The 20,350-nt window shown below is 56.2% G+C and carries 20 protein-coding genes; 16 read left to right on the top strand and 4 right to left on the bottom strand.

Features of this window, described 5'->3' with window-relative positions; genetic code table 11:
- Positions 1-408: 408 nt before the first annotated feature.
- Positions 409-1,005 (top strand): hypothetical protein, encoded by a 597-nt coding sequence (locus FrondiHNR_RS07925; RefSeq protein ID WP_279352243.1) that lies wholly within the window; start codon positions 409-411, stop codon positions 1,003-1,005.
- Positions 1,006-1,087: 82 nt separating this feature from the next.
- Positions 1,088-2,131 (top strand): DNA polymerase III subunit delta, encoded by a 1,044-nt coding sequence (holA, locus tag FrondiHNR_RS07920; RefSeq protein ID WP_279352242.1) that lies wholly within the window; start codon positions 1,088-1,090, stop codon positions 2,129-2,131.
- A 121-nt stretch (positions 2,132-2,252) separates the two neighbouring features.
- Here the strand turns inward: holA and rpsT are convergent, their stop codons facing one another.
- On the bottom strand, positions 2,253-2,513 hold the full coding sequence (gene rpsT / locus FrondiHNR_RS07915) for a 30S ribosomal protein S20 (protein WP_279352241.1): 261 nt from the start codon (positions 2,511-2,513) through the stop codon (positions 2,253-2,255).
- A gap of 116 nt (positions 2,514-2,629) precedes the next feature.
- A complete protein-coding gene (locus FrondiHNR_RS07910) occupies positions 2,630-3,301 on the bottom strand; it encodes a phosphatase PAP2 family protein (RefSeq protein ID WP_279352240.1) in 672 nt (223 codons plus the stop codon).
- Here FrondiHNR_RS07910 and FrondiHNR_RS07905 point away from each other — a divergent pair.
- The 7 genes from FrondiHNR_RS07905 (at position 3,277) to FrondiHNR_RS07875 (ending at position 10,706) form a co-directional block, all read left to right on the top strand.
- The gene (locus FrondiHNR_RS07905; protein WP_347567092.1) at positions 3,277-3,747 is read left to right on the top strand and encodes a YchJ family metal-binding protein; all 471 of its coding nucleotides are present in this window, start codon (positions 3,277-3,279) and stop codon (positions 3,745-3,747) included. The two genes, FrondiHNR_RS07910 and FrondiHNR_RS07905, sit on opposite strands and share 25 nt — an antisense overlap.
- A gap of 34 nt (positions 3,748-3,781) precedes the next feature.
- Positions 3,782-5,632 carry a translation elongation factor 4 gene (gene lepA / locus FrondiHNR_RS07900; RefSeq protein ID WP_279352239.1) on the top strand — a complete coding sequence of 617 codons (1,851 nt, stop codon included), beginning with the start codon at positions 3,782-3,784 and terminating at the stop codon, positions 5,630-5,632.
- Positions 5,629-6,291: a DUF1990 family protein gene (locus FrondiHNR_RS07895; RefSeq protein ID WP_279352238.1), complete on the top strand. Its 663-nt coding sequence runs from the start codon at positions 5,629-5,631 to the stop codon at positions 6,289-6,291. Before lepA ends, FrondiHNR_RS07895 begins: the two co-directional genes overlap by 4 nt.
- A gap of 5 nt (positions 6,292-6,296) precedes the next feature.
- Positions 6,297-7,529, top strand: coding sequence for a radical SAM family heme chaperone HemW (gene hemW / locus FrondiHNR_RS07890; protein ID WP_279352237.1), 1,233 nt, complete (start codon positions 6,297-6,299; stop codon positions 7,527-7,529).
- Positions 7,530-7,716: 187 nt separating this feature from the next.
- Positions 7,717-8,787, top strand: a complete 1,071-nt coding sequence (gene hrcA / locus FrondiHNR_RS07885) for a heat-inducible transcriptional repressor HrcA (protein ID WP_279352236.1) — start codon at positions 7,717-7,719, stop codon at positions 8,785-8,787.
- A 54-nt stretch (positions 8,788-8,841) separates the two neighbouring features.
- Entirely contained in the window at positions 8,842-9,939 is a 1,098-nt protein-coding gene (dnaJ, locus tag FrondiHNR_RS07880) for a molecular chaperone DnaJ (protein WP_279352235.1), read from the top strand.
- A gap of 11 nt (positions 9,940-9,950) precedes the next feature.
- On the top strand, positions 9,951-10,706 hold the full coding sequence (locus tag FrondiHNR_RS07875; RefSeq protein WP_279352234.1) for a 16S rRNA (uracil(1498)-N(3))-methyltransferase: 756 nt from the start codon (positions 9,951-9,953) through the stop codon (positions 10,704-10,706).
- On the opposite strand, the gene FrondiHNR_RS07870 is transcribed toward FrondiHNR_RS07875, so the two are convergent.
- Positions 10,707-12,209 (bottom strand): UDP-N-acetylmuramoyl-L-alanyl-D-glutamate--2,6-diaminopimelate ligase, encoded by a 1,503-nt coding sequence (locus FrondiHNR_RS07870; protein ID WP_279352233.1) that lies wholly within the window; start codon positions 12,207-12,209, stop codon positions 10,707-10,709. It abuts the gene before it with no gap.
- A gap of 146 nt (positions 12,210-12,355) precedes the next feature.
- Here FrondiHNR_RS07870 and FrondiHNR_RS07865 point away from each other — a divergent pair, with 146 nt between their 5' ends.
- The 7 genes from FrondiHNR_RS07865 (at position 12,356) to FrondiHNR_RS07835 (ending at position 19,401) form a co-directional block, all read left to right on the top strand.
- A complete protein-coding gene (locus FrondiHNR_RS07865; RefSeq protein ID WP_279352232.1) occupies positions 12,356-12,706 on the top strand; it encodes an HIT domain-containing protein in 351 nt (116 codons plus the stop codon).
- A complete protein-coding gene (locus tag FrondiHNR_RS07860; RefSeq protein ID WP_279352231.1) occupies positions 12,699-13,736 on the top strand; it encodes a PhoH family protein in 1,038 nt (345 codons plus the stop codon). Before FrondiHNR_RS07865 ends, FrondiHNR_RS07860 begins: the two co-directional genes overlap by 8 nt.
- Positions 13,733-14,191, top strand: a complete 459-nt coding sequence (ybeY, locus tag FrondiHNR_RS07855) for an rRNA maturation RNase YbeY (protein ID WP_279352230.1) — start codon at positions 13,733-13,735, stop codon at positions 14,189-14,191. The genes FrondiHNR_RS07860 and ybeY overlap by 4 nt, the downstream gene beginning before the upstream one ends.
- A complete protein-coding gene (locus FrondiHNR_RS07850; RefSeq protein ID WP_279352229.1) occupies positions 14,192-15,535 on the top strand; it encodes a hemolysin family protein in 1,344 nt (447 codons plus the stop codon). It begins immediately after the preceding gene.
- Between the two features lie 86 nt (positions 15,536-15,621).
- Positions 15,622-16,533, top strand: a complete 912-nt coding sequence (gene era / locus FrondiHNR_RS07845) for a GTPase Era (protein ID WP_279354503.1) — start codon at positions 15,622-15,624, stop codon at positions 16,531-16,533.
- A gap of 174 nt (positions 16,534-16,707) precedes the next feature.
- Positions 16,708-18,474: a 2-isopropylmalate synthase gene (leuA, locus tag FrondiHNR_RS07840; protein ID WP_279352228.1), complete on the top strand. Its 1,767-nt coding sequence runs from the start codon at positions 16,708-16,710 to the stop codon at positions 18,472-18,474.
- A gap of 39 nt (positions 18,475-18,513) precedes the next feature.
- On the top strand, positions 18,514-19,401 hold the full coding sequence (locus FrondiHNR_RS07835) for a PHP domain-containing protein (RefSeq protein WP_279352227.1): 888 nt from the start codon (positions 18,514-18,516) through the stop codon (positions 19,399-19,401).
- 2 nt (positions 19,402-19,403) lie between these two features.
- On the opposite strand, the gene FrondiHNR_RS07830 is transcribed toward FrondiHNR_RS07835, so the two are convergent.
- Positions 19,404-20,279 (bottom strand): DUF6882 domain-containing protein, encoded by an 876-nt coding sequence (locus tag FrondiHNR_RS07830; protein WP_279352226.1) that lies wholly within the window; start codon positions 20,277-20,279, stop codon positions 19,404-19,406.
- Positions 20,280-20,350: the final 71 nt, after the last annotated feature.

Below are 20,350 nucleotides of genomic sequence, written 5' to 3'. Positions count from 1 at the left end.
TCTATTGTGGTAGTCCTTAGTGCGTCAATCTCCCGAGAGCGTTGAGGTTTCTGCCTCAGCCAGCCTCTCTATACCGGACGGTAGTGATCCGAGATCGAAGTTATCGAACGTCCGGGCGTGGCACGGTAGGGGGTCTATTCCTAGACTTAATACAATTGCTGCACACGATGCCCCGGGTGAAATGACTCTCGAGAGGTCGACGGTGGGATGATTTCTTCAGGTGTTTGAGGAACATTTACACTACTGTGTAGATGCGAGCCACGTCGTAAAATCGGCATGAGCAATCGGGCTTCACAGCTATCTTCCCGATGCACTGACTCAACCGCAAAACGGTGTTGACTGCGCTAGATCACCGTCAGGTTGGGCGGGAATATTACGCGGCTGACAGGCAAGAAAGGATTCTCCACGATGGAGAACTCGACTGATAAAAACACCGAAGAAAACAGCCCTGCTCTACAGAACCGAACGGGGTGGTACAGTACAAGAGAACGAAGGCAGCGCCTTGTTCAGGGGTGGGGAACCCTTTCCGCCTCCATCACTGCACTCGCCATTGCGGCTTGGAGCCTCTACGTTGCCCTTGACGCGTCTTCGAGATACGAACTCACCTCAACGTTCGGCAGCAGTGCCACGGCCTGTATCGAACTTGGCGGCGCTCGAATTGCCCCCTCTGTGATTCAAGACGCTGTAATCACAAACACAGGGCGTTTACCGATCACAATCGTTGAGGTTTTTGACAGCGGAGCTAGCGGGGGAGACTTTTATTGGTCGCGTATTAACACGCCAGAGATTCCTACCGTCAATTCAGCCGTCGAGTTAAACGTGGGGCAGTCAATTGCGGTGCGGGTGGTCTCACCCGGTGATGTGTTAAGCATTCCTCTTGTCGTTGTCACCACCGATGGGCGCAGCAGGGCACTGAGCGAGGTGGCGGATGCGCCTCGCAAAACACCGGAAGCCATCGTTAACGCTTTTCGTTACCTGCCCGAGTGCTCACAAAAAGATGGATAACAACACCCGAGGAATATGAGTTCCTCACTTATCTTCACGGGATATAGACAGAGGAGACGCCCCTAGAATAGAGGGTGTGGCAGTGGCAAAAAAAGCGACCAAGGGAACGACCAAAGCGCGCGGTAAAACGGTTGTGGCAATTCCCCAATTAGACTGGAGTGGCATCCGTCCCGAACCCGTGGTACTTGTCTCGGGAACACAGCCTTTTTTAGCTGATCGTTCCCTGAGGCTCCTGCGTGACATGCTTAAGGTGGAAGATCCCGATATCGAGATCAGCGATATTAACGCTGATTCCTACGCCGCGGGAGAACTCGCCACGCTAGCGAGTCCCTCCCTGTTTGCTGAGCCCCGGTTAATTCGGGTGTTTGGGGTGGAAAAATGCACCGACGCATTCCTCCTGGACGCACAAAAATATCTGAAAGAGCCAGCAGAGGACACCTATCTGGTGCTTCGGCACGGTGGAGGCGTGCGAGGCAAAGCCCTCCTCGACGCGGTTCGTCGGGGCGAGGGAAACGGTATTGAGATTGTCTGTGCAGAAATCACCAAGGATACGGAACGTTACGCGTTTGCGCAGGCCGAGTTTCAGCGAGCTCGGGTGAAGATTACCCCGGGAGCCCTCCGGACGCTTGTCACCGCGTTTGCCGATGATATTGGCGAGTTAGCTTCGGCCTGCTCCCAATTAATGTCGGATAGTGCCGATGAGATTACTGAGGATACTGTTAACAAGTACTACGGCGGGCGGGTTGAAACCAACGCTTTTCGCGTGGCAGACGCGGCCATCGCGGGGCGCCCCGGGGAGGCGCTAGTTCTTCTCCGCCACTCTCTCATTAGCGGAGCCGAGCCTATTCCCCTACTTGCAGCATTTGCAAACAAGCTGAGGACGATGGGAAGAATCTATGGGGTTCGTGGAAGCTCTGGACAGTTAGCCAGTGCCCATGGGATGGCCCCCTGGCAGGTTGATCGAGCTCGCCGAGACCTCGATGGGTGGACAGAGGCCGGTCTGGCGGAGTGTATTCGTGCGATTGCAGATACCGACGCCCAGCTTAAGGGAGGCGGAAGAGATCCCGTATACGCGCTAGAAAAAATGATTCTCCTAGTCTCCCGGAAAGGACGATCCTTTAGCTAGAGGCTAGAGGCTTCCCGCGCAGGGCACTCCTCGTTCAGCGAAGCTATGGTTCGAAAGAAGAGCCGTGAACACAAAAAAGCCCCGACAAGCGGGGCTAATTTGTAGAGTCTGACTCGTGAATCTAGAGAGCCGCAACCTTTTTAGCGAGGGCCGACTTGCGGTTTGCGCTCTGGTGCTTGTGGATTACTCCCTTGCTGACTGCCTTGTCCAGCTTTTTGGAAGCGTGGGCCAGAGCCGAAACGGCTTTGTCTTTGTCACCGGCGGTGATTGCCTCGCGGGTTGCGCGAACGGCCGTCTTGAGCTCGCTCTTTACGGCTTTGTTGCGCTCCTGGGCCTTCTTGTTGGTGCGAATGCGCTTGATCTGCGACTTGATGTTTGCCACGTATATGTTCTTTCGTTTAATGTTTATGAGTAATGAATTGTCCGCTGAGCGTGAGAGGCGCCCATCGGGTTCGTGCGGAAATCCACACGCAAGCCAACAAGCAACACTACCAGTTTTTAAGCGGATGTTCCAGTAGCAACGCGTCTATTTTGTCGGGGTTCCGCGGAAATACGCGAGGAGAAGAGAGCAAAGATAACGAGGGCACACCCCGCACCGATAAGAACACCGGCAAAGGTATCACTTGCCCAGTGTGCCCCCAGGTAGGTTCGCGAAAAAACCATAAGAATGACGTAGGCGGACCCAACGGCCCACACCCACACCCGCGGGAAAATAAGCCCCAGTGCCACCGCAATGAGTGCAGCATTGGCGCTGTGTCCCGAGGGAAACGACCCAAAATCCGAGTGAATCATAATTTCTTCTGGGCGAGAACGCTCAATCAATCGCTTCAGAACCTGCACGATAGCGGCGACTGCGGCGGAGGTGAGCAAAAAATAAAATGCCCCCCACGGTCGCTTACAAAGCAGAAGAAAGGCCGTGACCCCCACGGGGATAATAAAGATTGCGATGACCCCTCCTCCTACCGTGTTAAGCACGTGGCTAATCGCGGTGAAAACTTCCGTGTGCCCCTCCAGCACGGCACTCATCCACCACCTATCAAATGGAAACGGTTGTTTATCGGGAGAAAAATAAACCACCGCGCTGAGTAGAGCCATCAGTAACAGGGCGATGCACCCCGCAAAAAGGGTCCAGTTTCTCAAGCGGCGTGCTGAGTTTTCGTCTGTGGTCATCCCTCTATTTTCTCATTCAGTATCATGTAAGAGTGCTGAATAGTGAGGAGCGTTGCCCCTGTCTCAGCGGGGAGCAATACGGTGCGTGCTGTGAGCCTATTCACCAGGGTCACAGAAAAGCCACAACCGCAGAACAGCTGATGAGATCCCGTTACTCCGCATTTTTCTGTGGTGATAGCGCATACCTTTTAGACTCTTGGCATCCCGATACGCGTCCGCATGAACTTCACCCGGATGAAACTATCCGCTGGGTGCGACTCGATATCGTGACGACACACGCCGGCAGGATGTTTGATACCGAGGGAACCGTGGAGTTTCGAGCGTACTATCGCACGCTCCCCGCATCGGGTGAGCAGAGCCAGCGCGGAGAAATACACGAGGTGAGCAGATTTAGCCGAGTTGATGGCCGCTGGCTGTATGTGGACGGTATATCCGATTTGCTTTAGCGGTTAACCGTCTAATGTGGGAGAATTGTCCGCGATGTCTCCACGATCTATAAACGCACCGGTTCCCGCTGAGACCGATCCAGCGATCATCCGTAATTTTTGTATTATTGCACACATTGACCACGGCAAATCAACCCTGGCCGACAGGATGCTACAGATTACCGGTGTCGTGCAGGAACGGGACATGCGGGCCCAATACCTTGATCGCATGGACATCGAACGCGAGCGCGGAATCACCATTAAGAGCCAGGCTGTTCGTATGCCGTGGAACGTGGGTGGCACCGACTACGCCCTGAACATGATTGATACCCCCGGGCACGTTGACTTTACCTATGAGGTGTCCCGATCGCTTGCCGCCTGCGAGGGAGCCCTACTTCTTGTTGATGCGGCGCAGGGTATTGAGGCGCAGACGCTTGCAAACCTCTACCTGGCAATAGAGAACGACCTTGAGATCATCCCCGTTTTGAATAAGATTGATCTTCCCGCGGCTGATCCGGATAAATATGCTCAGGAAATTGCCAACCTTATCGGAGGAAAACCGGAGGATGTTCTTCGTGTGTCGGGTAAGACCGGTGCGGGGGTGGAGGAGTTGCTCGACCGAGTAGCAACCCGAGTGCCCGCTCCCGTCGGTGATAAAGACGCTCCCGCACGGGCAATGATCTTTGACTCCGTGTACGACCCGTATCGCGGGGTGGTCACCTACGTGCGTATGGTGGACGGGCGCCTGAAGCCTCGTGAAAAGATCGAGATGATGTCTACTCGTGCGGTTCACGAACTTCTCGAGATCGGTGTGAGTTCTCCCGAACCCAAGCCGTCTCAAGGTCTCTCCGTGGGTGAGGTGGGATATCTCATCACCGGTGTAAAAGACGTTCGCCAGTCCAAGGTTGGGGATACGGTAACAGGAAACCAAAAGCCTGCAACCGAGGCGCTGCCCGGATATACCGATCCCAAGCCTATGGTGTTTTCCGGGCTATATCCCATTGACGGGAGCGACTATCCGATCCTGCGTGACGCGCTCGATAAGCTCAAACTTTCGGATGCCGCACTCAACTACGAACCAGAGACCTCGGTTGCCCTGGGTTTTGGTTTCCGTGTGGGCTTCCTGGGGCTGCTCCACCTGGAAATTGTGACGGAGCGTTTGCGACGCGAGTTTGATCTTGACCTGATTGCCACCGCCCCCTCTGTGACCTACGAGGTGACAACCGATGACAAAGAGGTCACGATCGTAACCAATCCGAGCGAGTTTCCCAGCGGAAAAATTCTCAGCGTGAGTGAACCCATCGTGCGGGCGGCTATCCTGGCACCCAAAGACTATGTGGGTGCGATTATGGAGCTGTGTCAGAGTCGACGGGGTTCTCTTCTCGGCATGGAGTACTTTGGTGAGGAGCGTGTGGAGCTTCGATACAACATACCGCTGGGCGAGATCGTTTTTGATTTCTTCGATCACCTGAAGAGTCGTACCCAGGGATATGCAAGCCTCGACTACGAGCCCGCCGGGGATCAAACCTCCGACCTGGTAAAGGTTGATATTCTCTTGCAGGGTGAGCAGGTTGACGCGTTTAGTGCGATCGTTCACCGAGACAAGGCGTACGCATACGGTGTGCTGATGACGGAACGATTGAAGGGTCTCATACCGCGTCAGCAATTTGAGGTTCCCATCCAGGCCGCTATCGGTGCGCGTATTATCGCGCGCGAAAATATCCGGGCAATCCGCAAAGATGTTCTCGCTAAGTGTTACGGTGGTGATATATCACGTAAGCGCAAGCTGCTCGAGAAGCAGAAAGAAGGTAAGAAGCGCATGAAGATGGTGGGACGAGTAGAGGTTCCACAGGAAGCCTTCATCGCCGCGCTCTCCGGTGAGACAGAAACGAAAGATAAGAAGTGATCAAAAGGCAGTCGACACCCGACGAGCCACCCATTAGCTACGGTGCAATTGGGGCGTCGCGTGACCCCAACCTCATGCGTTTCCCTCCCAGGGGAAGCACTCCGAGCGAATTTGCCGTAAAACTGGGTAGCGGCACCGAACGTTTCCGCCTGGCCAGCGCCCGGCTGATGACGTGGGGGGCGCAGCGCGGTGCCGGGTTTGACGTCCACAGTATCCACGAGGGAACAGGAAGTCACTACACGGGACTTGAGTTCGATGAGAACGGCATTCCCTTTGCGGATTATCATGGGGATGAACAGCTCTTTTCGGAAGAGGGCGAAGAATTTATCACCCCCGGGATATCGGCGACTCTTGTTCGCGGGTCTGTCTCGCGTGAGGTGCGTGTTGTTTTTGTCGTCAACGAGACAAATCGCGTGGGCTTTGCCTACGGAACACTTGATGCGCGAGGTCCCGTGGGGGAAGAATTTTACATGGTGGAGCAGCGAGAGAACGATACCGTGTGGGCCGTGTACCGTGGGTTTCACGAGGTCGTTCAGTCGCGCTGGAAGAAACCTCTCAGAGCGGCGGAGATTCGGTCTGTCCAGGATCGTGCCCGTGAGCAATTGCGTGCGCTTTTGCCAACGCAGACGGTAGTTTCCGCAGCCCGTCGAGTTGAGTAGCGTACATGCCCGCCCCGCTACCTCTTGGCCTTCCTGCTCCGCCGGATGGTTTGCTCCCTCCCGCGGCATCCCGAGGTGATGAAACCCGTAACTTCGGAGTGTACGTCCACGTTCCGTTTTGCCTGGTTCGCTGCGGTTACTGCGACTTTAATACCTACACCGCGGAGGAGTTGCGCGGGGCAAAACGGAGCGATTATGCCTCCCTCGCACGGGCAGAAATAGATTTTGCGGGGGACGTGCTGCGGGCCTCCGGTGTGCGTGACCGTTCGGTGAGCACCGTATTTTTTGGAGGAGGAACCCCAACCCTGCTGCCCGCAAACGACCTTATCGGCATCCTTCAGTCGATTCGTGATCGCTGGGGAATCCGGGACGGGGCCGAGATAACAACCGAGGCCAACCCCGATTCGGTTGATCGCGACTACCTGGAACGCCTTCGTGACGGTGGATTTAGCAGGGTGAGTTTTGGTATGCAATCGGCGGTTCCCCACGTGCTTAAAACGCTGGATCGAACCCACGACCCGGAGCGAGTGCCTCGTGTTGTTGAATGGGCCCGTGCGGCCGGTTTGCAGGTGAGCCTTGACCTTATCTATGGAACACCCGGAGAATCACTGGAGGATTGGCGGGCCTCGGTCGAGATGGCTCTTGAGTGTGCGCCGGATCACCTCTCGGCCTACGCTCTGATCGTGGAGGAGGGGACAAAACTAGCCGGGCAGATTCGCCGAGGTGTTTATCCCCAGCCCGATGATGATCTCCACGCCGACATGTACGAGATGGTGGATGAACGGCTGAGTGCGGCCGGTTACTCCTGGTACGAGATTAGTAATTGGGCGCGACAGCCCGAATACGAGTCCGCGCACAATCGCTCCTACTGGAAGGGAGAGGATTGGTGGGGTGTGGGTCCGGGGGCGCACAGCCATATCGGTGGTACGCGCTTTTGGAATGTTAAACATCCCTCACCCTATGCGGATCGTATTGTGGGAGAGGTTTCTCCCTCGGCAGGACGCGAAAACCTTGATGAAGAGACTCGGCGAATCGAAAACGTTATGCTGCGGGTGAGGCTTGCTGAGGGACTGCCCGTGAGCGAATTGACGGACCCTGGGAAGCGGGCGATCGCGGGTCTCCTTGCAGACGAGCTGGTTGAGCCTGCCGCCGCTTTTTCCGGTCGCATTGTGCTGACACTGCGTGGGCGACTACTGGCAGATGCCGTTGTGCATCGCCTGCTTGACGCCGACCCGTAGTGATAAAACCAGTTTGTGATGATCGGGTTGCGAACCGCTCGTTTGCAAGGGTGATAGATTGTGCGCAAGTTATCAGTAGCTCGGGGTAGAATTGGCACTTGGACTGGACGAGTGCCAATATCTTGAGATAGGGCATGAGCATGTCAGAGGCGTGTAAAAACAATTAATTGAGTATGGGAGGTGCGGCGTGGTTTCTGAGCGTGGTCTTGACGTTCTGCGTGTGATTGTCACCGACTATGTGCAAACACGAGAACCCGTCGGGTCAAAATCCATTGTTGATAGGCACTCTTTTGGGGTCTCTGCCGCCACTATCCGTAACGATATGGCCCACCTCGAAGAAGAAGAGCTTATTGTTGCTCCCCACACCTCATCGGGGAGAATTCCCACGGATAAGGGGTATCGGGTTTTTGTTGACAAGCTAGCCGATCATCGCCCGCTGAGGGCGGCTCAGAAGGTGGCCATCAAACGGTTTCTCTCTGAGTCGGCCGATCTAGATGATGCCCTGGTTCGCACGGCACGCCTGCTCTCTCAGCTCACCAACCAGGTGGCTGTTGTACAGTATCCTTCCCTGGCAAAAAATTGCGTACGGCACATAGAGCTTGTCGAACTCAGCCCCCTGCGTATCGTATCGGTGCTTATCACCGATAACGGAGTGGTGGAGCAACGAAATATCGATATAGCTCCCTACACCGATGCCGTGGGTCTTCACGGTACCGGCCTCTGGCTCCCTGAGCTACGGGATCAGCTTCTTGCTGCTGTTCGCGATCTCGATATGGCCGCTGCCGCACATAAAACTCGGGAGATTCGGGATACTATTGCGCGACGGGTACAGTCGAGAGAAAATCTCTCCGGTATCGAAGCGCAACAGCTTACAGTGCTCGACGTGATCATTGAACAGATCACGATAAACCGCAGTGATCGAATGGTTCTGGCGGGAACGGCCAACCTGGTGCGCACCGAAATAGATTTTAATAAGAGCCTTCCGCCGCTTCTTGACGCCATTGAAGAACAGGTCATCCTCCTCAAGCTATTTGCCGAGTTGCGGCTTGACCAAACCGGCATGGCAATCAGTATCGGACGTGAAAACGAGGCTTTTGGGTTGGAAGAAACCTCGGTTCTCTCAACCGACTACGAATCTTCTGCGCACTCGGTTTCCCGCCTGGCGGTTCTAGGACCCACACGGATGGATTACTCCGCAAACATTGCGGCGGTGCGGGCGGTTGCTCGCTACCTGAGCAGGCTGTTTAGCGAGGAATAAAACTGCGGCCTCACGCTGCGAATCATAGTAAATAAAGAGAGTAAGGAGTGGCCCTTGGCGGCTGACCACTACGAGGTGCTGGGTGTCTCACGTGACGCAACCTCGGAAGAAATTAAAAAAGCGTATCGTCGTTTGGCGCGTGAGCTTCATCCCGATGTGAACCCGAGTCCCGAGGCTCCCGAGAAGTTCAAAGCGGTCACTCACGCCTACGACGTGTTAAGCGACCCACAACAGCGCCAACAATACGATATGGGCGGCCAGGGTGGCCAGGCATTTGGCGGCTTTGGGGATATCTTCGAGACCTTCTTTGGGGGAGGCTTTGGGGGAGGCTCCGGCCCGCGCGAACGTGCCGAGCGGGGACAGGACGCGCTGATTCGCATCGATGTGGCGCTCGACGACATCGTTTTTGGTACCTCGCGCGAGATAACAATCGATACCGCCGTCACGTGCACCACCTGTCACGGCTCCTGCTGCCAACCCGGAACCTCTCCTACCACCTGCACGGTGTGTGGTGGACAGGGAATGGTTCAGCGCCAGGTGCGTTCCCTCTTTGGCAATGTTGTTACCAACCAGCCGTGTAACGCCTGTCAGGGGTATGGAACTGTTATTGAGAGCCCCTGCACCGAGTGCAGCGGCAACGGTCGAATCCGGGCAAAGCGTGACATCACTATCGATATTCCCTCCGGCATCGATTCTGGTGCCCGTATGCAATTGAGGGGTGGGGGAGAGGCCGGCCCTGCGGGAGGCCCCAATGGCGATCTCTTTATCGAGTTCCGTGTTCTGCATCACGATGTGTTTAGCCGTGACGGTGATGACCTGCTCTGCACCCTCGAGGTGTCAATGACAGATGCCATTCTTGGGGCGGAAACCACTATTCAGAGCCTAGACGGTGAGGTTCCGGTTGAGATCAAGGCGGGAACCCAGGGTGCCGACATCATTACGATCAAAGATCGAGGCATCACTAAATTGCGCGGAAACAATCGTGGTGATCTGAAAATCGCGGTGCAGGTGCTCACCCCCTCCCGGCTCAATCACAAAGAAAAAGAGCTGGTGCGTAAGCTCGCGGAGTCCTCAAAGCCCCCGGCACCCACGCTCAGTCACTTCCAACAGGGCATGTTTAGTAAACTTCGTGATCGATTCTTTCGCGGGTAGGGGAGCCTAGCGTGAGCAATCTGTACCTTGACGAGTCGCTGACCGCTGAGAAGATGGCGGTGGGGTCCTCGGTGCTTCTCACCGGGGAGGAGGCCCGACACGCAGCTACCGTGAGTCGACTCCGGGCGGGTGAATCTATCCTTTTGGGAAACGGAGCCGGGGTACTTGCCGAGTGTGAGGTGCTTCGCGCCACCCCGCGTGAGGTGGAGCTTCGGGTGCGTAGCCTGGAGCATCGGCCACGGGAGGAGCATCGGATTGTTCTTGCTCAGGCCCTCGCAAAGGGTGATCGGGACGAGCGCGCGGTTCAGGCTGCGGTGGAGGTCGGGGCGGACGCGATTGTGCCCTGGCAGGCGGAACGTTCGGTTTCTCGATGGTCTGGAGAAAAAATTGAGAAGGGTGTTGCCCGCTGGAGCAAAGTCGTTCGTGAGGCCTCTAAACAGTCTCTGAGGGCCTGGATTCCTCAGGTACGTCAGCCCGAATCAACGGCCGGGTTGGTGCGGCATACGCAATTCAGCCGACTCCTGGTGTTGGACCCCCGTGCCGAACGCTCCCTCTCGGGATTGAGCTGTCACGATATTGTTCCCGCAGACCCGCGCGGTGACGTCCTCGTCCTCGTGGGGCCAGAGGGTGGTCTCACCGATCGTGAGCTTGAGGTTCTCACAACCTCCGGTGCCCTAGCCGTTCGCTTAGGACAAAATGTTTTGCGTACCTCAACGGCGGGTCCCGCAGCCCTCGTACTAGTGAACGTGGCCCTGGGACGCTGGTAGTTATCGGGCTAGGCGCGCGGTAAGCAGTGCCAGGGTGTGTTCAGTGTCGCTAAAGTGCACGAGCTCGTCACCCACAATCATGGCACTCTCGTGCCCCTTGCCCGCGATCAGTACGATGTCTCCGGCTACGGCGTGGTCAATGGCGTGTTCGATAGCAAGACCGCGATCCCGCTGTTCAACAACACGCTCGGGGTGCTTAAAACCCCGCCGAATATCGTCGAGTATCTGATCGCCGTCTTCAAAATGGACGTCGTCGTCTGTGACCACAACCAGGTCTGAGGCTTCTTCGGCGATGCGAGCCATTTCGGGACGTTTACCACGGTCGCGGTCTCCGGTACAGCCGAAGACGGTGACGATGCGCCCGCGAGTGTGCTCCTTAAGAGCCGCAAGGGATTGGCTGAGCGCATCGGGCGAGTGGGCGTAATCAACAATGACGAGCGGTAGCGAGGGGTCGGGCTGAATTCGATTCATGCGACCAAAAACGGGTTGAAGCTGCCCGAGAATGTTAAACACAACCGCGGGCTCTACTCCCTCAAGAAGCAGTACACCCGCACAAATAAGCAGATTGTCTATGTTGAAGCGCCCCAGCAGCGTGGTGGCAAAAGGATACTCTTCTTTGCCGTAGCGTAGGGTTGCCTGGATGCCGTCGGGCGAGAGCTGAACATTGTGCGCTGCAAGCAGCGCCGCGGGGTGTCCCTGGGAACTTACGCCCACGCGCCTGAGGTGGGAGGCTTGGTGTTCAAAAAATCTTTCTCCCTGGACATCGTCCAGATTGATCACGGCTCCGGTAACTTCCGGGAGCGAAAAGATCTTGGCTTTTTCTGCCGCGTAACGCTCCATGGTGCGGTGGTAGTCCAGGTGATCCCGCGTGAGATTGGTGAACGCTGCCGTGCTAAAGCGAGCACCCGCTACCCGACCCTGCTGGAGCGCGTGGGAACTTACCTCGAGGGCAACCCGAGTGGCACCCTCCTCTCGAAAGTTCGCGAGGAACTCGTGTACCTGGGTTACCGGTGGGGTTGTCAATCCGGTGGTGATATTGGGAGACCCGTAGACTCCCGCGCCGAGGGTTCCCATGCTCGCCGAGCGGATCCCGAGCAGGTTCCACGCCTGATTGAGGAGCTGAACCACAGAGGTTTTACCGTTGGTTCCGGTAACTCCCACCAGGGTGAGGTCGCGTGATGGATGCCCGTAGAAGTCATCCGCTATTGTTCCTAATTGCTGGTGGAGTCGGGCGATGGGAAAAGCTGTGGCGTGTGCGCTGGGTGAGAGATTGAGCGTGGAGATATCAACCGACGCGTCATAGAGGGCGTACGAGGCTCCCTGGGCGAAACCGTGCCCGATGAAGGCGCTGCCGTCGGCTCCCGTGCTGCCCACCGCCACAAAGATATCGCCGGGCTGAACATCACGACTGTTTTGCACGAGGCGCAGTCCGGCCAGTGTAGTGCCAGCATGGCGTGAATCGTAAGTTTCGAGGTGGAGGCGGTACTCGGGCGCTGATCTCATGCAAAAAACCTCATGAGTTTTATTCTATTTGACTGTGAAGATCTTGTACCCGAACGGGGTTGGTGTGGTGGCTTTTTGGGGCGGGTAGCCCGCAAGAAAAATAGCGAAGCTCGTCTTGTTCCGATCAGATCGGTAGAATGTTTTTTATGTCTGATGAACCCACCGTTTTTGGCCGGATCGTATCCGGTGAGATCCCCGTTGAGGTGCTTGCCGAAACCGAACGGGTTCTTGCCTTTGCCGATATTGCACCGCAGGCTCCCATACACATTCTGATTATTCCCAAGGAAACAACCTATCGTGATGTCACCGAGCTTGCCGCCGGAGACCCGGGGTTACTCGCAGAGATTGTATCCGTGGCTAAAGATTTGGCGACACGGCTAGCAGACGGTGACTATCGTCTTGTGTTTAATAACGGAGCCGCCGCCGGCCAAACCGTTTTTCACGTGCATGCGCACCTTTTAGCGGGCGGACTAGAGGAGCACACCCTAGGTGCCTAAAGAACAACCGCAGGTGCCGTCCATAACCCAGACGGTTCAGCTCACAGGGGTTGATCTGGTTTCTTTTCTGGGGCCGGGTGATGGTCTGCTTCACGAGTTAGAGAAGAGTCATCCGAACGTTTCCGTTCATGTGCGGGGTGACGTCCTCACCCTAAGCGGGCCCCTGGACGCGGTGGCCGCAAGTGCAGAGGTGGTGGGGGAGCTTTTGACACTTGCCCGGGGAGGAGCCCAAATGACGCGTCTTGACGTGCAGCAGAGCAGCAAGATGGTGGATTCCGGTTCGCAGAAGAGAGCCTCAGAGGTGTTGGGGGAGGTCATTCTTAATGCGCGTGGAAAGATAATCCGGCCAAAAACTGAGGGGCAGCGCGATTACGTTGACGCTATCGATGACCATACCATTGTTTTTGGAATAGGCCCGGCGGGTACCGGTAAAACCTATCTGGCTATGGCAAAGGCGGTGCAGGCCCTGCAACGGCAGGAGGTCAGCAAGATTATTCTTACCCGTCCGGCAGTGGAGGCTGGGGAAAATCTTGGTTATCTTCCGGGGACGCTGGAAGACAAAATTGATCCCTATTTGCGGCCGCTCTTCGACGCCCTCAGCGAAATGATAGATGCGGATACAGTTCCTCGCCTGATCGAGAGCGGAACCATCGAGGTGGCCCCCCTTGCCTATATGCGTGGCCGTACCCTCAACGATTCTTTTGTTGTGCTTGATGAAGCACAAAACACCACCCCCGAGCAGATGAAGATGTTCCTCACCCGTCTAGGGTTTGGCTCCCGCATGGTGGTCACGGGCGACATCACCCAGGTGGATCTTCCCCTTGCAACAAGCGGGCTTCGTTTGGTGACCACGGTGCTGGACAACATCGACGATATTTATTTTGCGCGGCTCACAAGCGATGATGTTGTGCGACACACCCTTGTCGGGCGTATTATCGACGCCTATACCGCCTACGACGAGGCCCAGCAGGCGGAAAAACATCGCCGAAGCGAAGAGAAAAAAGCGAGACAGTTGAGGAATGAAGCATGAGCATCGAGATTAACAATGAGTCTTCAGAGGAGGTTGATGAGGCCTCTCTTCAGAGGCTGGCGGCTTTTACCCTCAACTTCATGAAGGTTCATCCCGATGCTGACCTCGCCATTGTCCTTGTTGATGAGGGGGCGATGGAGCAGCTTCACGTTCAGTGGATGGACGAGTCCGGCCCCACCGATGTGCTGAGCTTTCCCATGGATGAGCTTCGCCCCGGAAGCGCAGACGCGATTACGCCCCCCGGTCTTCTGGGTGACGTGGTGATCTGTCCGCAGGTTGCCCAAGTTCAGGCTGAGTCTGCAGACCACAGTGTGATGGATGAGATTCGGCTGCTCCTCACCCACGGAATTCTGCACCTCCTGGGCTTTGACCATGCGGAGCCCCACGAGGAAAAGGAAATGTTCGGTCTTCAGCGCGACATTCTTGTGAGTTTTGCCGCAGGTGAGCAGCGCTAAATGACTCCCATTGTAGTTGCGATTCTTATTGTGAGTGCAGTTGCCCTGGTCGCTCTGGGGGGTCTTTTGGCCGCGTCAGACTCTGCAATAAGCTCCCTCTCGCGTGCAGAGATCGAGGAGGTCGCAGATAGGAGCCCCCGATCACAAAAGGCTCTGCGTGCAATCGCCCTTGACACGGACGCACACACCAACGCCATCAACTTTTTTCGTGTTATTGCGGAGACGACTTCGGCGGTTCTGGTAACCCTCACCCTGGCTTTTACGTTGAATAAGCTGTGGCTCACGCTGGTTATTTCGGCGCTTGTGATGACGGCGGTTTCCTTTGTTTTGGTGGGGTCAAGCCCCCGGAGCGTGGGGCGCCGACACGCTGTAGTGCTGCTTGCCATTGTGGCTCCTCTGGTCCGAGGCGTCCGTGTAGTGTTGGGGCCCCTTGCAAACGTTTTGGTGCGTCTGGGCGATAGGGTCACACCCGGGAGGCCTCACTCCGTGAGCGTGAATAACGGTCAGCAGCTACTCAGCATGGTTGACCAGGCTGCGGAGCACGATCTGCTTGAGGACGACGACCGTGAGCTCATCCACTCTATTTTTGAGTTCAACGAGACGTATGTGCGCGAGGTTATGGTTCCTCGGACGCACATGGTAACGGTTCCCGCCACCGCGACCCTGCCCGAGGCTATGGACATTCTGATGCAGTCGGGGCACTCTCGAGTTCCCGTTGAGCGTGACGAGGTAGACAATATCGAGGGGGTTCTCTATCTGCGTGACGTGACTAAGGCGCTTTTTCGCCACCCGGAAGATTTTGCAACAACCGCGGTCACCCAGATTATGAAACCCGCTGTTTTTGTGCCGGAAGCTCAGAAAACCGATACCCTACTCAAACAGATGCAGGTGGAATCAAGCCACCTGGCGCTTGTTGTTGACGAGTACGGCGGGATTGCGGGTCTGGTAACGCTTGAAGACCTCATAGAAGAATTGGTGGGGGAGATTCTTGACGAGTACGATCGAGAAGACGTTCCCATTGAAAACCTGGATGAGGGAAAATACCGGGTGGGTGCTCGTGTGCCGCTTGAGGATCTAGGTCAACTTTTTGGTGTTCAACTGGACGACGACGAGGTGGATTCTGTGGGTGGGTACTTCTCCAAGATCCACGGGCGTCTTCCCGTTGCGGGGGACGAGGTTCGGGTGAACGGCCTCGTCCTTGTTGCCGAGCGTATTGGTGGGCGAGCAAAAATGCTTCTCACCGTTATTGCTTATGCTGACGATACCCCTGCGATAGTGCAGGATTCTGTTTATCCGCCAGACACGTCTCAAGGAAAAAAGAGCGGGGAGGAGGGGAACGCGTGACTCAGAATTCAGTGCCCGAGCCAGGCCCCCAGAACTCAGAATCCGGGTTAAACTCTCGTGGACCAGTACCCGAGTCGAGTTTCCAGGTGTCGGACGATGGTGTCGCCGACCCACAGTACCGGGCGGGATTTGTGTCCTTCATTGGGCGACCAAACGTTGGAAAGTCAACTCTAACCAACGCGCTGGTGGGTGAGAAGATCGCGATCACTAGCGACAAACCTCAGACAACCCGCCGCGCGATTCGGGGTATTGTCCATCGTCAAGACGGGCAGATTATCGTGGTGGATACTCCGGGAATACACAGGCCTCGAACCCTGCTGGGGGAGCGCTTAAACGCCCTCGTAAAATCGATTCTCGGTGATGTGGATGTTATCGGTTTCTGTGTGCCCGCCAATGAAAAGCTTGGCCCCGGAGATCGTTTTATTAACGATGAACTGAGTCTCTTCCCTCGGGCCAAGAAGGTGGCCATCGTGACCAAGATGGATGTAGCAAGTCGTACGCAGGCCATTACACAGCTGGCTGCGGTTGGTGAGATGCGCGAGTGGGATGCAGTGATTCCGCTCTCTGCCGTCACGGGTGAGCAGATAGATATTTTGGCCGCTGAGTTGGTAAAATTGATGCCCGTTTCGCCGCAATTGTATCCGGACGAGAGCGTCACCGATGAGCTTACGGATGACCGCATCGCGGAGTTTATTCGCGAGGCGGCCCTTGAGGGGGTGCGCGACGAGTTGCCCCACTCGATAGCGGTTTCGATTGAGGAGACCATTGAGCGTGAAGACAAACCGCTCCTTGAGATCTACGCCAATATTTATGTTGAGCGGGATAGCCAGAAGGGCATCATCATCGGTCATCAGGGCTCGAGGCTTCGCAACGTTGGCAGGGTGGCTCGGGCACAGATTGAACCTCTCGTGGGCAAAAAAGTGTATCTCTCGCTCCGGGTCAAGGTGGCAAAAGAGTGGCAGCGCGACCCCAAGATGTTGAGACGATTAGGCTTTTAATGTCGGTTTTTACTGTTTGTGTTTGTGGCACTTGGTGCTAACGTTGGAGTGTGTCTTACCTTGCGCTCCTTCTTAGCTGCCGCGACGAGTCCTAGATTTCGGGCCTCCTCGTTGCGGAGTTTTGTTGTTGGCTCATCCGTACAGTAAGTAGCTCATAGAAGGAATTACAGAGCAGTGCAAAACACGCAAAAATCTTCGGGAATGCCGATTCACAAATACGTTCCCTTTCACAAACAGATCACGGTAAGCCTGCCGGATCGCACCTGGCCCGATAATCGTATTACCCAAGCTCCCCGCTGGTGTGCGGTCGATCTTCGCGACGGCAATCAGGCTCTTGTAGACCCAATGACCCCGGAACGCAAGCGCATCATGTTTGATCTACTTGTGCAGATGGGCTATAAGGAGATCGAGGTTGGTTTTCCGAGCGCGAGTCAGACCGACTTCGATTTTGTGCGCTCCTTGATTGAGGAAAACGCCATCCCCGATGACGTGACCATTCAGGTTCTTACCCAGGCGCGAGAGCACCTGATTAAGCGCACCTATGAGTCGCTTGTGGGCGCAAAACGAGCCATCGTGCATCTCTATAACTCCACAAGTGTGCTTCAGCGAGACGTTGTCTTCCGCACCGACGTTGCCGGGGTCAAAAAAATCGCGGTCGACGGTGCCAGGCTCTGTGTCGCCTCGGAGAGCATCGCCGCCGGGACGGATATCTACTACGAGTATTCGCCCGAAAGCTACACCGGAACCGAGCTAGAGGTTGCTGTTGAGGTGTGTAACGCGGTGCTTGAGGTGTTTAAACCCACACCGGATCGCAAGGTGATTCTCAACCTGCCCTCAACCGTTGAGATGACTACTCCCAACGTGTATGCCGACTCAATTGAATGGATGGGTCGTCACCTTAACCATCGTGAGAATGTCATTATCTCTCTCCATCCCCACAATGATCGTGGAACGGGTATTGCGGCGGCGGAACTGGGATACCTAGCCGGTGCCGACCGCATCGAGGGCTGTCTCTTTGGCAACGGTGAGCGCACCGGAAACGTTGATCTGGTCGCGCTGGGTCTCAACCTCCTCACGCAGGGGATTGACCCGCAGATTAACTTCAGCAACCTGGACGAGATAAGGCGCACAGCCGAATACTGCACGCAGCTACGGGTTCACGAACGCAGTCCGTGGGCCGGAGACCTGGTCTACACGGCCTTTAGCGGTTCCCACCAGGACGCCATCAAAAAAGGCTTTGAGCACATGGCCGCAGACGCGTCCAAAGCAGGCGTGACCACCGACGATATTCCCTGGGCCGTTCCGTATCTGCCCATTGACCCGCGTGACGTGGGTCGAACCTATGAGGCGGTTATCCGGGTGAACTCACAATCGGGCAAGGGCGGAGTTGCCTACCTACTCAAAACCGATCACTCCCTTGACCTGCCACGCCGCTTGCAGGTGGAGTTTAGCTCCGTAGTGCAAAAGAGGACCGATGCCGAGGGCGGAGAATACACGAGCGAGCAAATTTGGTCTCTCTTCCAGGATGAATATCTTCCATCCACAATAGAAGATTCGTTTGCCAAATGGGGTCGTTACGAGATCATCCGCACTCAAAGTTCAAACGAACCCAACGGTACCACCGACCTGATGGTAGGGCTGCGGGTGGATCGCGAGGAGACCACTGTAGAGTCGGTGGGTAACGGGCCTGTCGACGCCTTTATCTCGGCCATGCAGCAACAGGGCCATGAGATTACCCTGTACGACTATGTTGAGCATGCGATGAGCGAGGGCGGCGATGCCGTCGCAGCCGCTTATGTTGATCTTGCTGTTGACGGGACTCGTCTCTGGGGTGTGGGTATCGACCCCGACATCACCACGGCCACGCTTAAGGCAATTGTGAGCTCTGTGAACCGCGCTGTCCGCGCAAAACAGAAAGATCAGGTGCACGCGGGAGCCTAGCTGACTGGTACGGGGTGCTTTCCGGGATAGCATGGAGGGATGAACCACAGCGGATTGCTGAAACAGTGGTCACAGGTTGCGTGGACCGAGGGTCGATACGATCTGCACACACACTCCATAGCGTCGGACGGCACCCTGACCCCCTCCCAGATTGTGCGTGAGGCAGCGGACCTTGGCTTGGGCGGAATAGCTCTTACCGACCACGACACGATGGCCGGGTGGGCGGAGGCGGAGGAGGCAGCGAGGGAGCACGGCCTTTCTTTTGTGCCCGGGGTGGAGCTCACCACAAAAACACACACCGGATTTGTGGTTCATCTCCTGGCGTATTTTATTGACCCGCAGGATGCCGCGCTGTACGAGGTTATGGAGCGAGTGCGCAGGGATCGGGATCGGCGAGCCCGCGATATGGTGGCGCTTATTTCGCAGGATATTGCGCTCAGCTGGGCGGATGTTGAAAGCCTGGTATCGGACGGGGCCACAATAGGGCGGCCCCACATCGCGGATGCCCTGGTCAGTCTTGGGTTTTATCCTGATCGGGGTGCCGCTTTTAACGACGTATTGCACCCCGGGAGTAAGTATTACGTGCCCAACTATGCGGTGGAAACCCTCGAGGCGGTGCGTCTGGTTCGGCTGGCTGGTGGATTGCCCGTGCTGGCTCACCCTGCGGCCAGCCGGCAGAGGGCACCCATCCCCATTCCCGCGCTTGAGGCTCTGGTCGATGCCGGTCTGTACGGCATTGAGCTTGACCATCCGGAGAATCGTCGCGAGTGGCTTCCCCCACTGAGGAGCGCCTCGGAGCGGTTAGGTTTGATGGTGACCGGATCGAGCGATTATCACGGTGCGGGCAAAGAAAATCGCCTGGGCGATTGCGCAACCGATGCGTCTATAGTCCGTAAAATGGCGACGGATGCTGGGAAAAAACGCTAGTTTTAACGCCCACCAAAGAGACGACCAAAGAACCCTCGTTGCTGCCTGTCCTGCGGATCGGGGGTACGCTGGGGGGCATCGGCTCGCTGTTGCGGAGTGTCGTCTTGCGGGTCGGGTGTGTGTTGAGCGTTGCTAAGCTGTTGCGGGGCTGCAGCTTCCCCACTCTTTGCAGCGCTGTTCTGGGTGGTCGGCAGATCTGAGACTCGTGAAACACGGCCGTGCTCGTTGATCTCCACACGGACAGCAGCGCTCTCGGAGATGGTAAGAGTAGCCACCGTGATGAGCGGTGACGGGGTGTCCCAGCGAAGAGGGAGCCTACGCTGTGTGGCATACGCGGTGAGGGCGCGTTGAATATCGGTAACGTATGATCCTGTGCTTCCCTCACGAATGGCTTGGGCAATCGTAGCTGCAGTGGGATCGGGCAGTGCGAATTTTGGATCTTCGAGGAGCATCCATACGTGAGTATTGTTGTCGCCTATTTTGGCCGCAACGTGTATAGCGTGGCCGGTGAGAGCCTTGATTGCGATTGTAATTCGGAGGGGAAGACTGTCCCATTCAGACTCGTCTTGTGTGGATAACTCGGGGATATCAAGCGAGAGTATCTTTTCGCGGAGGCTTTTGACGAGAGAGATTGTATCCTCGGAGAAATCGCTGCTATCCCAGCCCCATGCCCAGCGTTGAGGCGTGACGGTTGAAAATCCCAGAATGTGTGGGCGGAAGACCGTGGGAGGTGTTCCCTCGAAGACAAATGATGGCGTGTGCGTGTCTACACTCCAGCTTAATCCACCCCAGCGATTCTGAACGAGCAATTGGGTTTCTGCTGAGAGAAAGATTGCGTCATCAACTAGATCGTTCAGTGATGTGGGTGTATTGGTCATGCAAACCGCCTTACGAGGAGAGGTTTTAGGGGAACCTCTGATGGTACATATTTGATCAGGTTAGCAGCAGG

This window comes from Lysinibacter sp. HNR (assembly GCF_029760935.1).
Lineage (GTDB): Bacteria > Actinomycetota > Actinomycetes > Actinomycetales > Microbacteriaceae > HNR.
Note: the sequence above shows the minus strand (reverse complement) of the source record. Positions and strands in the feature narration are given on the sequence as shown.

Bases quoted from the DNA above. Each gene is read 5' to 3' on its own strand.
- FrondiHNR_RS07910 (WP_279352240.1), bottom strand. From the start codon at position 3,301: ATGACCACAGACGAAAACTCAGCACGCCGCTTGAGAAACTGGACCCTT.
- FrondiHNR_RS07870 (WP_279352233.1), bottom strand. From the start codon at position 12,209: ATGAGATCAGCGCCCGAGTACCGCCTCCACCTCGAAACTTACGATTCA.
- ybeY (WP_279352230.1), top strand. From the start codon at position 13,733: ATGAGCATCGAGATTAACAATGAGTCTTCAGAGGAGGTTGATGAGGCC.
- FrondiHNR_RS07830 (WP_279352226.1), bottom strand. From the start codon at position 20,279: ATGACCAATACACCCACATCACTGAACGATCTAGTTGATGACGCAATC.
- FrondiHNR_RS07850 (WP_279352229.1), top strand. From the start codon at position 14,192: ATGACTCCCATTGTAGTTGCGATTCTTATTGTGAGTGCAGTTGCCCTG.
- hemW (WP_279352237.1), top strand. From the start codon at position 6,297: ATGCCCGCCCCGCTACCTCTTGGCCTTCCTGCTCCGCCGGATGGTTTG.
- FrondiHNR_RS07865 (WP_279352232.1), top strand. From the start codon at position 12,356: ATGTCTGATGAACCCACCGTTTTTGGCCGGATCGTATCCGGTGAGATC.
- FrondiHNR_RS07835 (WP_279352227.1), top strand. From the start codon at position 18,514: ATGAACCACAGCGGATTGCTGAAACAGTGGTCACAGGTTGCGTGGACC.
- lepA (WP_279352239.1), top strand. From the start codon at position 3,782: ATGTCTCCACGATCTATAAACGCACCGGTTCCCGCTGAGACCGATCCA.
- FrondiHNR_RS07925 (WP_279352243.1), top strand. From the start codon at position 409: ATGGAGAACTCGACTGATAAAAACACCGAAGAAAACAGCCCTGCTCTA.